The sequence below is a fragment of the Thiomicrospira sp. R3 genome (assembly GCF_029581415.1).
Taxonomy (GTDB): Bacteria; Pseudomonadota; Gammaproteobacteria; order Thiomicrospirales; family Thiomicrospiraceae; genus Thiomicrospira.
This window is the reverse complement of the sequence record NZ_CP121121.1, coordinates 786,156-801,666: the sequence shown is the minus strand read 5'-3', so window position 1 is coordinate 801,666 and position 15,511 is coordinate 786,156. Positions and strand designations below refer to the sequence as shown.

Annotated in this window: 12 protein-coding genes; 5 read left to right on the top strand and 7 right to left on the bottom strand. The window is 42.8% G+C overall.

Going from position 1 to position 15,511, the window contains the following annotated elements:
• Positions 1 to 12: 12 nt before the first annotated feature.
• The 5 genes from csm4 to csm6 form a co-directional block, all read right to left on the bottom strand.
• Positions 13 to 957, bottom strand: coding sequence for a type III-A CRISPR-associated RAMP protein Csm4 (gene csm4, locus P8S55_RS04045; protein WP_289225000.1), 945 nt, complete (start codon positions 955 to 957; stop codon positions 13 to 15).
• Between the two features lie 26 nt (positions 958 to 983).
• On the bottom strand, positions 984 to 1,709 hold the full coding sequence (csm3, locus tag P8S55_RS04040) for a type III-A CRISPR-associated RAMP protein Csm3 (RefSeq protein WP_289224999.1): 726 nt from the start codon (positions 1,707 to 1,709) through the stop codon (positions 984 to 986).
• A gap of 13 nt (positions 1,710 to 1,722) precedes the next feature.
• On the bottom strand, positions 1,723 to 2,157 hold the full coding sequence (gene csm2, locus P8S55_RS04035) for a type III-A CRISPR-associated protein Csm2 (RefSeq protein ID WP_289224998.1): 435 nt from the start codon (positions 2,155 to 2,157) through the stop codon (positions 1,723 to 1,725).
• Positions 2,158 to 2,181: 24 nt separating this feature from the next.
• Positions 2,182 to 4,893, bottom strand: a complete 2,712-nt coding sequence (cas10, locus tag P8S55_RS04030) for a type III-A CRISPR-associated protein Cas10/Csm1 (protein WP_289224997.1) — start codon at positions 4,891 to 4,893, stop codon at positions 2,182 to 2,184.
• Between the two features lie 104 nt (positions 4,894 to 4,997).
• Positions 4,998 to 6,053: a CRISPR-associated ring nuclease Csm6 gene (csm6, locus tag P8S55_RS04025; protein WP_289224996.1), complete on the bottom strand. Its 1,056-nt coding sequence runs from the start codon at positions 6,051 to 6,053 to the stop codon at positions 4,998 to 5,000.
• 156 nt (positions 6,054 to 6,209) lie between these two features.
• On the opposite strand from csm6, the gene csx16 reads away from it, so the two are divergent.
• Positions 6,210 to 6,503, top strand: coding sequence for a CRISPR-associated protein Csx16 (gene csx16, locus P8S55_RS04020; protein ID WP_289224995.1), 294 nt, complete (start codon positions 6,210 to 6,212; stop codon positions 6,501 to 6,503).
• 233 nt (positions 6,504 to 6,736) lie between these two features.
• On the top strand, positions 6,737 to 6,982 hold the full coding sequence (locus P8S55_RS04015) for a hypothetical protein (RefSeq protein WP_289224994.1): 246 nt from the start codon (positions 6,737 to 6,739) through the stop codon (positions 6,980 to 6,982).
• 205 nt (positions 6,983 to 7,187) lie between these two features.
• Here the strand turns inward: P8S55_RS04015 and P8S55_RS04010 are convergent, their stop codons facing one another.
• Positions 7,188 to 9,230, bottom strand: a complete 2,043-nt coding sequence (locus tag P8S55_RS04010) for a TonB-dependent receptor plug domain-containing protein (protein ID WP_289224993.1) — start codon at positions 9,228 to 9,230, stop codon at positions 7,188 to 7,190.
• Between the two features lie 80 nt (positions 9,231 to 9,310).
• Complete coding sequence (locus P8S55_RS04005; RefSeq protein WP_289224992.1) at positions 9,311 to 9,682, bottom strand: hypothetical protein; 372 nt, start codon at positions 9,680 to 9,682, stop codon at positions 9,311 to 9,313.
• Between the two features lie 452 nt (positions 9,683 to 10,134).
• Between P8S55_RS04005 and P8S55_RS04000 the strand changes: the two genes are divergently transcribed.
• The 3 genes from P8S55_RS04000 (at position 10,135) to P8S55_RS03990 (ending at position 15,482) form a co-directional block, all read left to right on the top strand.
• Entirely contained in the window at positions 10,135 to 12,363 is a 2,229-nt protein-coding gene (locus tag P8S55_RS04000) for an Ig-like domain-containing protein (protein WP_289224991.1), read from the top strand.
• A gap of 118 nt (positions 12,364 to 12,481) precedes the next feature.
• Entirely contained in the window at positions 12,482 to 14,584 is a 2,103-nt protein-coding gene (locus P8S55_RS03995) for a TonB-dependent receptor (protein ID WP_289224990.1), read from the top strand.
• 4 nt (positions 14,585 to 14,588) lie between these two features.
• Positions 14,589 to 15,482, top strand: a complete 894-nt coding sequence (locus P8S55_RS03990) for a ChuX/HutX family heme-like substrate-binding protein (protein WP_289224989.1) — start codon at positions 14,589 to 14,591, stop codon at positions 15,480 to 15,482.
• Positions 15,483 to 15,511 lie beyond the last annotated feature (29 nt).

Here is a 15,511-nt window from a genome sequence, read left to right as displayed (position 1 = left end):
GCGAGTTCTCTTTTAATCATTGTTGGGTTGAGTACCAAGGTCTATACGCAGTACCGGACTGTAAGCTTGTTGTACAGCTTGGGGTTGGGCTTGCGAGATTCCGGTTAGTCCTTGGCCAATAAATAATGTGTCGGCATCCATTTTTTGGGGGGTTAAAACGGCTCCGGTTTCCATGAGCATAACCGGTTGTTTAAAGGGTTGTGTGTGTACAAGCTGGATGCCATGGCGGCCAAAGCGGGTAAATAGTTGGTAGTAACATTGTGGCGTATTCCAACCTTCAGGCGCTACTCGACAGGGGGCTAGGGTAAGGTAGCTTTGTCCATTCGGGTTTGCGTAGGTTGAGGGTTCGATTTTCTCGATGCTTTCAAGACTAAATTTGCCATGCCCGGTATTGGCTTTGCGCCCATAACCTATTAAACCAATGGTTGCTATTATTTCTTTGGCTTCTTCAAGGTCTAATTTTGTGGTGTCTAACACCAAGTAGCAGTCCAATAGGCTGTTGTTTGGGTAGCTGTATTTATTAAGTGTAAAAGGCGAGAACGCATCGCCGGTAGTGCTGTTGGTTAGACGATTAATACTGTTGTGTAGGCCCTGAAAGCTTTGTGGCAAGCCGTTGCTTTCCAGTGTCTTTGCGTTGCTGAGCCAGTTTTTTAGTGGCAGGTGGAGTGCTTCTACATTAATAAATTTAATTTTTTTGAGCTTTTTTAGTTGCCCCTGTTGGCTTGCGCCTGTTTTTAGGTGCATCGGTACATTTGGCATCGGTAAGGTGCCTTGAATAAACGCATCGCTTACCACGGCAAACGGGGTATTTGCCGTGTAACCGCTAAGCAGCTCTGTTAGCCGCGCTTCACCAAAGCTTTCACGAATTTGCCAGCATAGTTGGCCAAATAGGGTGTCCCCTTTTAACGGCGTAATAAATGCGCTTTGTGGGCGTAGCGTTAATTTGTAGAGGTTCATAAATCCAGTTCTCTTTTGAGGTCTCGTTAAGCGGCGAACGGGTCAAGTGTGTCAAAATCAGCAAGCGTTTGGCCGTTGAGTTTGACGTCAATGAATTTAACTTTACCGTAACCGCGTGAACCAGAGCCACCAAGCCCTTCAGTTTCAAGTAGTTTGAGCCCTTGAAGCAGTAGGGGTATGAGTTGTTGTTCGTCGTCGCTTAGTAGATGTTTGAAGGTGAGGGTAAATTGAAATTGGGCACCGGCAGGAACGCGTTCTGTGTGGCGTGGGTTTTTTGCTGTCGCACTAATTCGGTCAATGGTGTTTTCGGTTTTATCTTCTGTGATGCTAACACCTAATTCTAGTACTGCTTGGTACCAGTCTTCATTGAGTTTTGCATCCCAAAATGAACAGCGGGTTGGCCCAAGCGTTAAGGCCAGTTCTGTGTTTTTAGTGTCGCCAGATGCTCCAAATAGTTGAATGATTTTTTTGGCTTCTATTTGTTGCACGCTGGTTAGTTCTTTTAGATGATTTAATCCAACCGGTGCGCCTTGGGTTGGCCCTACCAGGCCTGCTCGCCACTCTAGAAGGCTGCGAATTTTACCTTTTAATGATGAACCCGGGATGTAGGGTTTGTTGTCGATTGGGTTTTTAATAACCGGGTTGTCGATACCACCTATATGCATCACATCTGACCCTGCGCCAATGTGCATGCCCGTGAGTAATTCCAGGGTGGCTTCGATTCGGGTAATTTTGGTAAGCTGAAGTGTCATGTTGGGCTCCTTGTTAAGCTTTATTTTTCATAAAACCAATTACGGCTTCAAATAGTAGTTTGAAATGCTTAAAACCATTGGGCTGATCTGGTGTTAGTTGGCGAATGCAATGGTTGATAAAGTCTCTAAATTGGTCGTCAACGGTATCGCGCCCATGTGCATAGGCAACTTTGGCATTTAGCATTTTTATTAGCGGTAGTAATTCGGCGTATTTTTGATCGCGTTCTTTCTTGCTGGTTGCTCGATTGAGCTGTGTTTCCCAGTTCAATAGGTCTTCATAAAATCGGCGGATTTGTGAGCTTTTATTGGCGTCTTTAGGTTCTTTTGTTCTGTTATTTTTTTCCACTTTGTAAGGCGTACCAAATGCCTGTGCAATCTGTTCAGCCGTGGTGTCAAAGAGTTGGTCATCAATCTGGTTTAGATTGATTTTGTCAAGTAGTGTTTTCAAGGTAGGCTCCTTTGGCTTGGGTTATTAAGCACGATGGCTATACAAATAAAGTTGAATAACGGCTTTAAAAGCGAGTGGGTGTTTGTTAATTTCATTACCAATAAGGCTGATAAGCTGGTCGGCAACAGCTTGCTTTTCAGTTTTGTCTTTAATTAGGCGTTGCGTGCGATACACAAGTTTTGAACGCCAACTGAAATCGCGTGGATTGGGTTTGCTTGAGGGGTTTTTGGCTCTGTAACCCATATCACATAGCTCAAGAAGACCGTAGATATAGCCAGTGGATAGCAGTTGGTTGTGGTCAAACTGTAGGTCTAGTAGTGCGTTGTAAGCGGCATAAATTTGATTAAGTTCGTCCCAGTTAAAGGGGGTGTTAAATAGACTGATGGCGTTTTTTGTTTGCTTGGTAATGCTGTTTTCATGCTGTTTGGCTTGCTCAAGGCTTTCTTCGGCAAATTTGGCCATTTGACGAATGGGTAGCTTTGCTTTTGTTAGGGATAGTCCCGCTGAAAAGCTCAGTTGTGGATTCTGTGCGGTGAAGTTGGCAAAGTCTTCTCTGAGTGTTTTTGCGAGTTCCAGTTGTTTTTTCCAGGGTCCTATTAGGAAAAAGTCATCGCCACCCGCAAATACGGTGTAGCTGTTTGGAAAGCGGTTTTGGCATAGCCAGGGTAAGTAAACAGTAAAAAACTGGTTGAGTTGACGGGATAGGCTTGCCATTTTTGCAAAGGTTATACTGCGTTGGTGTTGGCGGCTGTGGGCACTTGATGGTGTTGTTAGGCCTTGTTGAAAGATAAGCCCTAAATTATCAATGTCACCTTTTAATGTGTGCAGTGCTGAAATGCCAACCCATTTTTCATCGGCTTTCATTTGTCTGTCTTCGGCAGCTAAATGGTGTAAGGTTTTTGAATCGCCTTGCGTGAATAATTGTTCTTCTGCATCAAGTTTGCTATATCGCTCTTTTAGCAGTAGGTCATGGTGGCTAAATAAGGGTACATAGGCATTGATAAAGCGTTTGGCGTAACCTTTAAAGATGGGCTCATCATCTTTGGTCGGTGGTAGCGCTATATCAAACATTCGACTGATGTCTTTAAGTTCAGCTTGGCTGTTGGTTATTTTGTGCGCGGTGTCGGCGCTAGCAATTCGTACGTAGTAGCCTAGCATACTGAGTTTTAAATCACTTTTGTGCGGCGGTTTGTTATAAATAATTAAATGGCTGTTGCTTGGGTCTGCGAGCAGTTTACCAAGGGTGATTTGATCTTGTGTTAGCCGTGCTAATTTGGTTTCTTGGAGATTACCATCGGCTGGGTAACGCCCATTTATAGCGCAAACGCCGCCAGCTTTTTGCACTCGTGCCAGATAGTCTTCAAATACTGGCGATTGCTGCGTTGATGTTAGGTTGTAGCGTTGGTATTTAGCGATTTCAAGTTGTTCAAATAAGCGACTCAGTAGTCCACTAAAGCCGGTGTTTTTGTCAGTGGATTTTGTTAAAAAATCCTCATGACACGCATTAACGCTTACTAAGCCAATACCTGATTGGCCATAGGTTTGTTCTAAAAACCAAGTGGAAATTTCTTGTTGGATTTTAGTTAGGGTTTGGTGTGTGCGTTCTGTGTTCGGTGCAATTATCATAAATTTACCAGCCGCGTTAATGATTTGGCTGGTACCTGGAAGTTCAAGCGCATCTAAAAGTTTGACAGCGGCAAGCTCACTGAGCAGTGATATTTGGAAAGAGCGTCCGCGCATAAGCCTAGCGGCATGCTTTTGACTATTGCCAGCTTCATCATCATTAAAAATGAAGTTTTGGATGCCAAAAAAATCCCCTTGTATCAGAGTGTAGATTGGCTGTTGGTCAAATTGTTTATCGAAACGTGAGAGTGCTTGATGTGCTTGTTGGTGTTGGTTTGTTTCTTCTATGTAGCGCCATAATGCGGTTGCTAGTGCTGTCACTGCTTTGCTGTGGTCGTAGAGACTAACGTCTGGCCGCGCCCCAAACGCGGTTGCTGAGGGTATTGCATGACAATACTGTAGAAGTAAACTATCAAAGTGTTCTAGCCAAAGCGGCAGTTGTGCTTGGGTAGCGGTTGGAATGGTATCTAGCGCTTGTTTAAATGCCGACCATAGTTTTGCATACTCTTGCTGTGCCTGGGAATCGTCTGCAGGTTCGCATTGCGTTCTTTTTAAAGGAAATTGCGATTTAACGGTTAGAGGCTGTAGTGGAATTCGGTATTGCAGTTGTGCCGGCGAGATGTCTTTTTGTTGGCTTATATCAATTAACTCAAACAATGATAATAATCTGGCTTGATAGTGGTTTTTGCCGGTTTCTGTTTTTTCGTCTGCTAGGTTGTAGGCATCAAATTGTTCGCGTTCAAAACCCGATGCAACTCTATCGGCTTTGGCAATGATCCATTGCAGTAACGTGTCTGGTTTGTGGTGTTTGGCTGCGGCATTAATAAGTGAATCATCAGCATCACGACTTTCGCTATGGGCGAATGGGCTAAAATCGGTGCCTTTAAGTACGGGTAGGCTTGGATTTATTTCTTCTAGACTAAGTGCGGTAAACGCAGCATGTTTATGTGTTGGAAAGCTGTATCCGTTGGTTTTTTTTGTGGGGCAGTAGAGTTGTTGAGCAAGGGCAATTTCGCTTTGAGGGTAATTGATTTTGGCTCGCTCTGTGAGTTTACCCAAGTCGTGAATAAGTGCTGCAAATGCAAGGCGTGTTGTTTGGTTAATCAATGTCATCGAATGTTTCCTTGATTGTTTTTTACATTGTTGCCTTTTTTTTCTTACCAGTCAACTCTGGCAAGGTTGTGACAAATTAACTAAGCGTTGGTATGGTTTTTCGTTTAAATAATGTTAATTTTTTTTGGGTTAAGGCTAAGGCCATGTTCAATACAATTGCTGGTTTTTCGTTGTGCGATGAATTCTTTCGACATCCCCATTTTTATGGCTTCTATTGTGCGGTCCATATCGCGCATGGGACCTATGAGTTTATCTTTTAAGCGTAAATAGTGGTCACGGTACTCTGTATTAGGGTAATTTTCTGGTGGCACTCGTATGCCTGGTTCGCCATTTAACAGGCGCTCAATCATCCAATAGTAAAATATGAAATTGGCTGGGGTTAATACAATTGTGTTTTGATTAATCTCTAGGCTTCGTTTGATCGTATTGACCAACAGGGTTGGCTCTTCAAACGTTCGCTGCAACTGATTTACTAGGCTGTTAAAGTCGAGTGCTTGCAGTAAGTCGGGCGATATGGCATCTCGTAGTCTTACAAAGGGTAGGTAGGCTAAATCTACTTTGGCGTCTCGTATATCCAGGATATTCTGTTGATCGCGTGTTCGTATAACTTGAGAGTAAGGCGTTGGATAGAAAAAATGAGGATGACTTTCAAACTCAGGTGCTACCAACACATGCGATAACCTGTCTTGCTCGCGCCCAAACATTGACAAAGCATAGCCAGCATAAAATCCCATCGTTTTTCTACCGCCAGCGATAGATACATGGAGCATAGTGTCGGGTTCAGATGTAAATTGGCGAATATGTTGGCTAATTTGGTTGGCAACGGCATTGTTTTCAGCTGGCGTTCGGATGTCTTCTAGTTGATTACCCTCCGCGTCGCGCAATGTATAGATGTTTTGTTCTGAAAAATGTATGTTGCTAAGTTTATAGTCTTTACAAAAGCGATAGAACCAACCACCATTTTCTTTGAAAAGTGCTAGCTTACAATGTTGTAATCCCTTTAGTGTTGTGAGTACAAAAATATGTGTGGGTATAAAACTGGGTGATTCTTTTGTCAGGGCATAAAGCGTTTCAGTCAGTATCTGTGGTGATAGTCCCAGTACGGCATATAAGATACGTTTTGAATACTGTTTATCATGAGTGGTTTTTATAGGGTTCATGTTTTATAGGGTTCATGTTAAAACTGTTTAAGTTAGTTAACAGGTATTGTTAATGCTTTTTACCCTTTAGGCGATTATCAAAAGGTTGTGAAAACGGATTTTTATCATTAAATTATTTATGATAGGGTAAAAAATCATTAATTTATGGGGTTGTGCATGACAACATATGTGGTGACAAGACATGAAGGTGCGCTCGATTGGTTGAAAAATGAGGGCGTTGTTTTTGATCAGCACCTTCTCCATTTAGAGATTGGTATGCTTAAGAAAAATGATGTCGTTGTTGGAAATTTGCCAATACCTATTGTTGCTGAAATTAACAAGCTTGGGGTTGTTTATAAGCATTTGTCATTTAATGTGCCTTTTGCTTTAAGGGGGCGTGAGTTAACCGCACAAGAGTTAAAGCATCTTGATGCGAACTTACGTGTGTTTTATGTGACTGAAATGGATTGAGTATTTGGAACCTCGATTAACTTGAGGGTAAATCGCTGTTCGGCTTAAAAACTGATTAAAAGCGCATAACGCGGCCCCTGTATGTCAAGATAGTGTTGAGCCAGTTGATTTTGAGATAACATATAAATCAGGGCGCATTAGGGATATTAAGTTATTTATGGCAACAGGCCACGGCAGAGAAAAAAACCACGGCAAATCAATTTTCCAAAGTCTTTGGCTTTACCTTAATAATTATGTTTGCATTCTATTTATTAGTGGCGAGCATAAATTGGCCTGGGGTGATTAACCAATTTAAAAACCTGAGCAGCTACGTAGATAGCAGTGACACACGTGCAAACAAGAATATCTGCACTACTGCAAACACAGAAGCAGAAATGGCTGAGGTATTGCAAAAAATAGAGCAGGAGCTAGCGGATCAGCAGGCACTCATCCTTGCAGAAATTGAGCAGAAATTGAGCAGAAAGTTGACCAGGCAATAGACAAGGCTTTTGCTAATCCAGCCGTTGAAAACGCTATCGAGGGTTTCCTAGATTGGAACTTTAGTATCAAAGGAAGTTACCTACAAACCTTTTACCAGGGAAAAGATTTATTTAAAGCCTCAGCTCTATGCCAGCGCTGAGTTGTCGTCCGGTCAGCGGCCCGGTGTCTTTTGTATAAGACAGGTGGTTTTGGGCTTATTACTGCTTAAAAGAACCAATCTACTCCAAGGCGAATATTACGCCCTGCTTGCCAGCTAGCCACCTCTTTAGCGTTAAAATAATCACGAACAGTCGTATGATCTGCATAACGTGTATCCAAGACATTCTCAATAGCCGCTGTTAAATGCACCGTATTTTTTGCGATGGCTGGTTGCCACTGTACTTGAAGGTCATGGGTAACATAACCAGGCTTTTCAGGTCGTCCTTGAGGCACATCTTTTAACCTTTGTACCCCGGTCAGGGTATAACCTAAGCTTAAATTAGCGCGCTGTTGCCACTGTGCATCCAACACCAGCTTGTCACCCGTTGTTGCGCCCACACGCGCAGAGTCGCCACTGGTGTCGGCGGGCAAACCATCATAACCTCTCAGTTTGTTATGACTATAAGCCATATCGAGCAAGAAGCGATCAACGCCCCAATGTGCACGGATTTCATAGCCTTCGCTGATAATGTCACCATCCGCATTTATGATCGACTTCGCTTGCGCGCCTGGACCCTCACCCGCGGTGATTAAGTAGTTTTCGATGAGCGTATGGTAAAAAGTAAGGTCAAGTCCGATATGATCACCGGGCATAAACACATTTAAATTACCCCAACGACTGCCGAACTCGTAGAGTTTTGCTTTTTCCGGCTTAAGCTTGCCGTTATTTCCCAGCGTAAAATCAGCGGAATCCGATGGGTACTTGCTTAACCATAATGCTTGGTTTAACCTCGCCCCATTCACTGATTCACCGTAACCCGCAAATAAGGTTAGCTGATGATTGCCTGTTAATACATCCCTCTCGACGGTCAAATTAGGAGACCAAGCTGAACCTGTATTATCGTACTGGTCGTTATAACTGGCTTTAAACTGATCATGCCTTATCCCCGTGGAAACCATTACATCCTGGTAGCGCATTCTGTTCTGTAAATAAAGCCCATGGTTATACCCATATTCGCTTAGTCTTGATCCGGACTTTGGTTGATACTGGTTCTTGTCATAAAAATAATCCAAACCATAGGTTAGCGCATGCGACAAATCGGCTGTGGCAAAGCGACTGGTGTTTTGCAGCCTATACCCATGACTGAGTGTTTGAGAAAGGGATTCAAATGGGCCAGAGTGAATGTCTAATCCATTATCACTTTGGTACAGATCAAACTCAAGATCAAGGTGTGCATTATGGGGTGATTGATAGCGGTAACCAAGCGTTTGACGTTGTTCATAAATCAGTTGGTCATCCGCAGATTGCACCGGGTTATTCGTTTCCCATGGCGCATTCGCGCGCAAAGGACCGCCTATGTTTTCAGTCCGTTGCGCACTCACACGCAAACTATGTCCATCGACATCCAAAAAGCTGGCTTTAACTAAATAGTTTTCATAGCTACCATCAGTTGAAGGCTGTTTATTGCCACCGCCAACACGCATTTCATCATTGCTGTTACGACGTGCATAAGCGAGCAATCCACCCTGGTCACCCAATTGACCATAAGCTGAAACCAACCCACCTCTTAAATTGCTTGCTGACTCATAGTGTGCGCCTATACGTGCGCCTATAGTTTGACCTGGCGCCAGTAAGTCTTGCGCATCAACCGTTTCAAATTGAACACTGCCACCTAAAGCGCCAGACCCAGCATCAGCAGGTGCTGGCCCCGTAATCACCCTAGCTCGCTTTAGCAAATAGGGATCAATTTGCACACGCCCTTGGTGATGGAAGAGATTGGCACCTTGACGTGCGCCATCAATCTGCACATTCAAAAGTAAATCTTCCACCCCACGTAAAATGATCTTTTGTCCATTGCGCGATCCGGTTCCGACCTGAACAGAGGGTTCAAGTTTAAACATGTCGTGTAAGTCTTTTGCTTGCGTGCGCGAAAAATACTCAGCGTCTAGCTCTCGGCTAAAGGTGTCTTGTTCTTTGGACTGAACGGTGACAATCGGCAAAGTGCTCGACTCTGTTTCAGAGTGATGATCAGTGTGTGCATGCGCTAACACCGGCGCACTCGCACTCATACCAACCAGTACGGCATAATATAAAGTATTAAGTTTCATTTAGATTCCTACAAGGTTTTAATTAAACACAAACCAACGCCTGCAAACCATGCAGAACGAAAGCTAGGTTAAGATTTCGATTAAAACATTGCACAAACTGGCGGGGCACGGCTCCAAAAACCGAGGTGGACACGAATAGAAACTTCAGTGGCATCATCACCAACCAGGCCTGGTTGAATATTTTTCGAAAAGGAAAGACTTAAAAGTGAGGCTATGAAAGCATTTGTGTGTGAAAAGCCATCTAACAAATCACACAACCAAGGCTCGATCGAATGATGATCGCCATGATGGGAAGCATGAAGGTGCTGATGGCCTTTCTTTTCACGCTCGCTTGGGTCTTCAACTAAATGCGCGTGGAACGGGTGCACGGCATCGTGCACCACTTGGATGGTTTGCGAACCCAAGAGTGTCAGCGCAAATATAAATGATAATAAAGCCGTTTTAATAGTCATCTATATAGTATAGCAATACTGTCAAGGGTTTAGCCTCGCTTTGCAATAATAAAACAACTAAATACAAGGAATGGAAAATAACGATGAATGAAAATAAATGGGCGTCTTTGTGTACGAAAAAGGGTTGAAAATTCAAGACTCTATAATCGACCACACAAAACACAGGGTGGCAAAATGCCAAATGAACTATTTTTGGGGCTAAAAGTGGACTTGCATGTAGCGTAAATTAAAATCGCAGTTATTACTTAAAAACCCCTGTATATCAAAATAATGTTGACATGTTCCGAAATCGCGTTTGTGTAATCATTCCTATTTGAGTTAAAATAATCATTACTATTTAGATTTGATTGTGTTAAAATAATTTTGAGCGTTGGAATGCAAGGTTAGTTTTTTTCTATCTAACTTGGTTTTCATCTATTTAAAATTATTATTTAATGATGGGGTAAGTAGTAATGATTTGTATTAATGTGGGTAAACTAAAGCCTGTTGTAGCAGTTATGCTCGCACTTGGCGTAATGGGTATGCAAGGTTGTTTAAGTAGTTCGAGTGATGATAAAAATTCAAGTGTGATTGATGCGCCTGCAGGACAAAATTTTACTGTTCAAACCGGTGCTACGAGGACTTTTGGTGTTGTTGCGACCGACAGTGAAGGCAAGAACCTGAGTTATAGCATTAAAACTCAGCCTCAGCATGGTGCGGCCAGTATTTCTAGTGAAGGAACGGTTACCTATCATGCAAATAATGTCGTGGGTTCGGATAGTTTAGTCGTAACCGTAACTAACGGGTCGTACTCAAAAGATGTTGTTCTTGTGATAAGTCTGCAAAATGATCCTATTTTTGATTACCAGTTTTATAAAGTGACAAATGCAGAAACAGGAAATTATCAGATCGTTCGCTATGACCCGAATGATGATAATGAACAAACCAATCAGTTTGTGGTTAAGGACAATGTGATTCTGGGTAATCAGGTATTTGTGATGAGTGGTGCAATAAAAAATGATGCGATTGAGTATACCAAGCGTGAATATGCTGTATTTCTTGACCCGAATGCTTCCAGTGAAAAAAGAACAGCTACAACCGGAGAAACGCCAATCGAATATACCTTCTTCAAGGACAATATTCTCAAGCGCTTTGATGCTGATAATCATTTGAATGTAGCGGTCATATTTGCAAGTTCATCACTGCCTACGTCGGTTAAATCTCAGGGTATGAGTGTGATTGGCAGTGATTTTAAACTCTATACCTCTGAAACGGATATTGACAACTCTTATGTCCACTTAACGGCTTTTGATGAATTACCCGACTTAATGAGAGGTGAAGCACTCAATTCTAAAAAATCCATGCCAATCACAGTCCGGATTTCGGATGGTAAGGTGGTTGCGGGGCGTATTATTTATCCGATTGTTGCAGATTCAGGTGTAACTAAGAAGGTGTTGATTAATTATCAAGCGGCCTCTAAAGGTTCCGACGCAGCAAATGCTGAAAGAAAATTACAACTGTGTGAGGTTGATTTAACAAGCTGTAACGATGTTTCAGGTGGTGACGGTGCTTTTCATTTGTTGACTAAAAATACGGGACATATTTACTTAGCGAAAGAGGGTGAAGAATCGCTTTATGCCTTTGACAAGTCGGCTTTTACATTGACGCCCGTAGCAGGTGCGGCTTACCCAGCCAATTATGATGCGAATCATCATCAAGTGGGTTTTCGTGGAGGACATGGGGGTGCGGGTATATTTTCAAACTTTTACAACATGACAGGGGTGATTACTTCTCTTTCCGAGGCTGATACCAGTTATCTACTTATTAACTATAACCTAGACCTACAAGATGCAGTCGGAATAGGCAGATTTGCGCCAAATATTGATCCTAATGATTCGAGTAAGGGCAGAAAACCGGATGTGTATGTTCCAAAAAATGCCATGCTTCTAAAGCTGACCGGTACAAATGCGATTAAGGTTTATGATAATGGCACGGGCACAGATTTGAAGAATGAGTCTGATAACGTCCCTCTATCCTACAACCTGTCTTTAGTCGCTGTTAAAAATGGTCACGTTTTTGTAGAGGCATCGAAGTTTAATCCCTCGTCTGGGCCTGGGTCTGCGCCAGCCGACTTTAGCTATATTCAAGGCTGGATAGATACTACAAGCGGAAGTCTTCAAACTGACATCACGAATAAGGTTATTGATACCAATCTAGACTTCTTTACTGCATTACGTGTACCTCCCGTTGCGGTTGGTGATTATATTTATGTTAACGAAACTAATCCAACAGCTGCAGCAACGCGGGTCTATAACATTTACAAAATGAGATTAGACACACCTAGTGCACCTAAACCATCAAGTCCTGATGCCATTGGGCGCATGTATTTTGAACGGACCGCCTATCGAAGTAATGGTATTTATGACGGCAATGTCTTGCTTTGGGATAGAGCTACGGATGAGGTAAATAATGCAACAACCAATCGTTTGATGGGCAAGCCGAGACAAGATATAGATGAAAATATCTCTAACGTTATGTCTGGTACAGGGGGTAACTTTACCTTAACAGGAATTGGGGGATTGTTTGGTTTGCATATGACAACAGGTCATGGTCAGCCGCCCTTCTTAGTTTCAGGGCACGTCTCTAAAGAAAGTTCATTGAAATCTGTTAACCAAATAAATGGTTCCTGGATTACCGACTAAGTCTGATTAGTGTGTTAATTGTGCCTTGCTTTGATTTGAGGCGCAATTAACAAACGCAAGTGCCCGCGTTCTATCGGGTCTTTGCTTTTGTTAATTATTAATGGAATCGTTAATTACTATGAAACACCCTGCTTGGATTTTGTCACTGAGTTTAATACCGTTTGCCATTCTCGCGGATGAGCAACATAGCCTGAATACCATTACGGTTACCGCGCCTCAGCAACTTAATAGCAGCGATGCTAAGCGCAGCAATGATGAGCGCCAGTTTTACAAATCTTATAGTCGAGACACGGTGAGCGCAGAGCGTTTAACGCAGCAGGGATCTGCCGATGTGGTTGAGGCAATAAGCCATGTACCGGGTGTAACGGTTAATAGTTACGGCGCCTTCAATAAAAAAGTCACGGTACGCGGCTTAGATGGGCCAAGAGTTGGTACGGTTATCGATGGTGTGCGTATTGCCAATCAGGGAATGTCGCACTCTGGTGCGGGCGAAATCAATAAGGTCGACTTGGATTCGGTATCAGAAATTCAGGTAATTAAAGGCAGCCCTTCGGTGGTTTATGATCCAGGTGCATCGGGTGGAATGGTAAGCGTAAAAACACAACGGGCTTCAACCAAAAAGGGCGTTGGTTTTAAACAAAAGCTAGGTTATGACGACGGCTACAACCGACAGCAATCAACTACAACGCTAGAAGCAGGGAGTGGGCGCTTAGGTGCTCTAATTATTGTTAGCCAAGATAAGGCCGACGATTACAAAATAAGTGGTGATGGTCGTGATAAGCAAATACTTATTAACAATGCCAATCGTGACCGACAAATAAGAAGCAACGCCCTGAATGTAAATGATCTGGGTTTTGACGCTGAATCAGTCACTGTGCGTGGTGCAGCACAGCTAAGTGATGACATTCGATTGGATCTAGACTGGGATCGTTGGCGCGGAAAAGATATGAATATGATTCACGGTAGTACTATTGGTCAAGCAGGAATTATTCAATATAAACAAATGGATCGTGACCGTGCCAGCGTTAGCTTGGCTAAGGAACGTTTGGCATGGTTTGAAGGGGTAGAGTTTAAGTATGCTGATCAACGGTTGTACAAATTAGGCGAAGGATCTGAAACTCAGCTAGATAGCCAGAGTTATATTTTTAATTCCGATTTGCCGATTGAAAACCTCTTGCTGAAATTTGGTGGTGAAGCGGTTTTCGATCAAGCTAATACCCAGGTCTATTCTGAGCAGGATTATTTTGCTGGTTTTGTACATGCTGAATGGGATTGGCATCGATGGATTTTGAGTGGGGGTGTACGCATCAATCAATGGGCTACCCGTCAACAGCTTTTGCCTGGTACAAACCCTCAGGTTGCAGCCCAATTGCTGGGTATTTCTGGTTTAACACCTGAGAAAACAGTTTCAAATCCAACTTGGGCATTGGGGGCGGTTTATCAATTAACCGATACACAGAATTTAACCTTTAACCTCAATACGACCTTCCGTAATCCAGATCTTTTCGAACGTTATGCCTTTGGCAGTGGGTTTATTGGCGGTGGTGTAGAATTGGTGGCTGAATCAGGTCATCATTTAGAGCTGGCATGGAAGTACTTAAATCCTCAATGGGCGATGAGTGCGAGTGTGTTCTATAGCCAGTTTGAGAACTATATTGCGACCAAAATGATTCGGGAAATCATTGATCAATCGGGTTTAAATACCTGTATAGAGATTGGAAAGTGTGACCCAGCAAAAGGAGAGTTCAATAATAAAGAAGCGGACTTTTTTCGGCAATATTCCAAATATTATAACTCACCGGATGTAACCAATATGGGCGCTGAGCTTAGTGCACGTTATCAAGCCTTTCCACACGAGTTTGAAGCCGGTGCTTCGTTTAATAAAATTCAATCGGATGATGTATTTGTACAGGCCAATGCGCAGCCGATTAAATTGACTTCTGGCTACAAATACCAATTTGGAGGTAACTGGAACCCTTGGGCCAAAATAAGTGCTGAGTATGTGACGGATTATCCAAAAGTAATGCAAACGGGTGGATTTGATCCTTATTTTACAGCTGATGCGTTTGCTGGATTTAAAAAGAGCGGTTTTACTTTTAATGCAGGTGTGCGAAATCTATTAAATGAGACTTATCGTCCACCGTATAACGGTATTAACGCCCTTGCGCGTTCTTATTTTGTCAATCTTACCTATGCGTGGCATAGCAATCCAAAGGGGTAATTTTATGCTGCAGGTTTATTTAAAACCCGAATTTTTGGCTCTTTTCTATCGTTTGCATGAACTGGGCTCGGTTAGAGCCACACATTTAAGTACAAGCTCTAATCATCAGGTCATCGGGCGATTTAGGAACCTGCGTAACCGCAGTCATTTAATTATGCAATTTAATCCAGATATCGATGTTCGGTTGTTTAGCGCGAAATGGCGTGCTGTCAAGTTAGAGAAGCCTAATAAATCAACCGCAGTCTTGTGTTTTATTGATCGGTTTGGTGAGTCGTGTTATCTGGTCGAACCACTTGAAATAGATGCAATTACGCGTTTAGATCAATGGATGTCTGAGTGGATAGCTGATCAGGGCTATAGCCCGCAATTTAAAACTAAAAAAGCGCCTGCTAAGCTAAGAAGAAAAGTGGATCAAGCTGTGTTGCGCAGGGATTGGTTGGCGATGACAAATGTCCACCAAGCGAGTCGGCTGATAAAACGATACGCGAATGATTCACAAGCCGTATACCGACATTTAGGCGTGGATTTAGCTAGGCGACTAAACTCACAATGCCTAGCGGAGTTTTTTGAGCTTTTGATTAAAGAAACTTATCCTTTAATGTTGTTTGCACGAAACGACAGTGCGGTTCAGTGTTACACAGGCTGTTTAAACGAGATGGATAGAACTGAAAAGGGTTTATATTTTCAAGGTGTTGATTTTGAAGGGTTTATAAACGATGGTCAAATTGACGCGCTTTGGTTGGTGCGCAAGCCTACTTCGTTGGGTTGGGTATACAGCTTGAATCTTTTCGATCATCTGGGACAAGAAGCATGGATTTTTACGGATAATCGCTTAAGAAGTCAACCAGAAAATACCGATTGGTTGAGGCTTATACAACAAGCATTTGATATAAATTAATCCCAGTAGTATGCGAAACTAAGTCAACC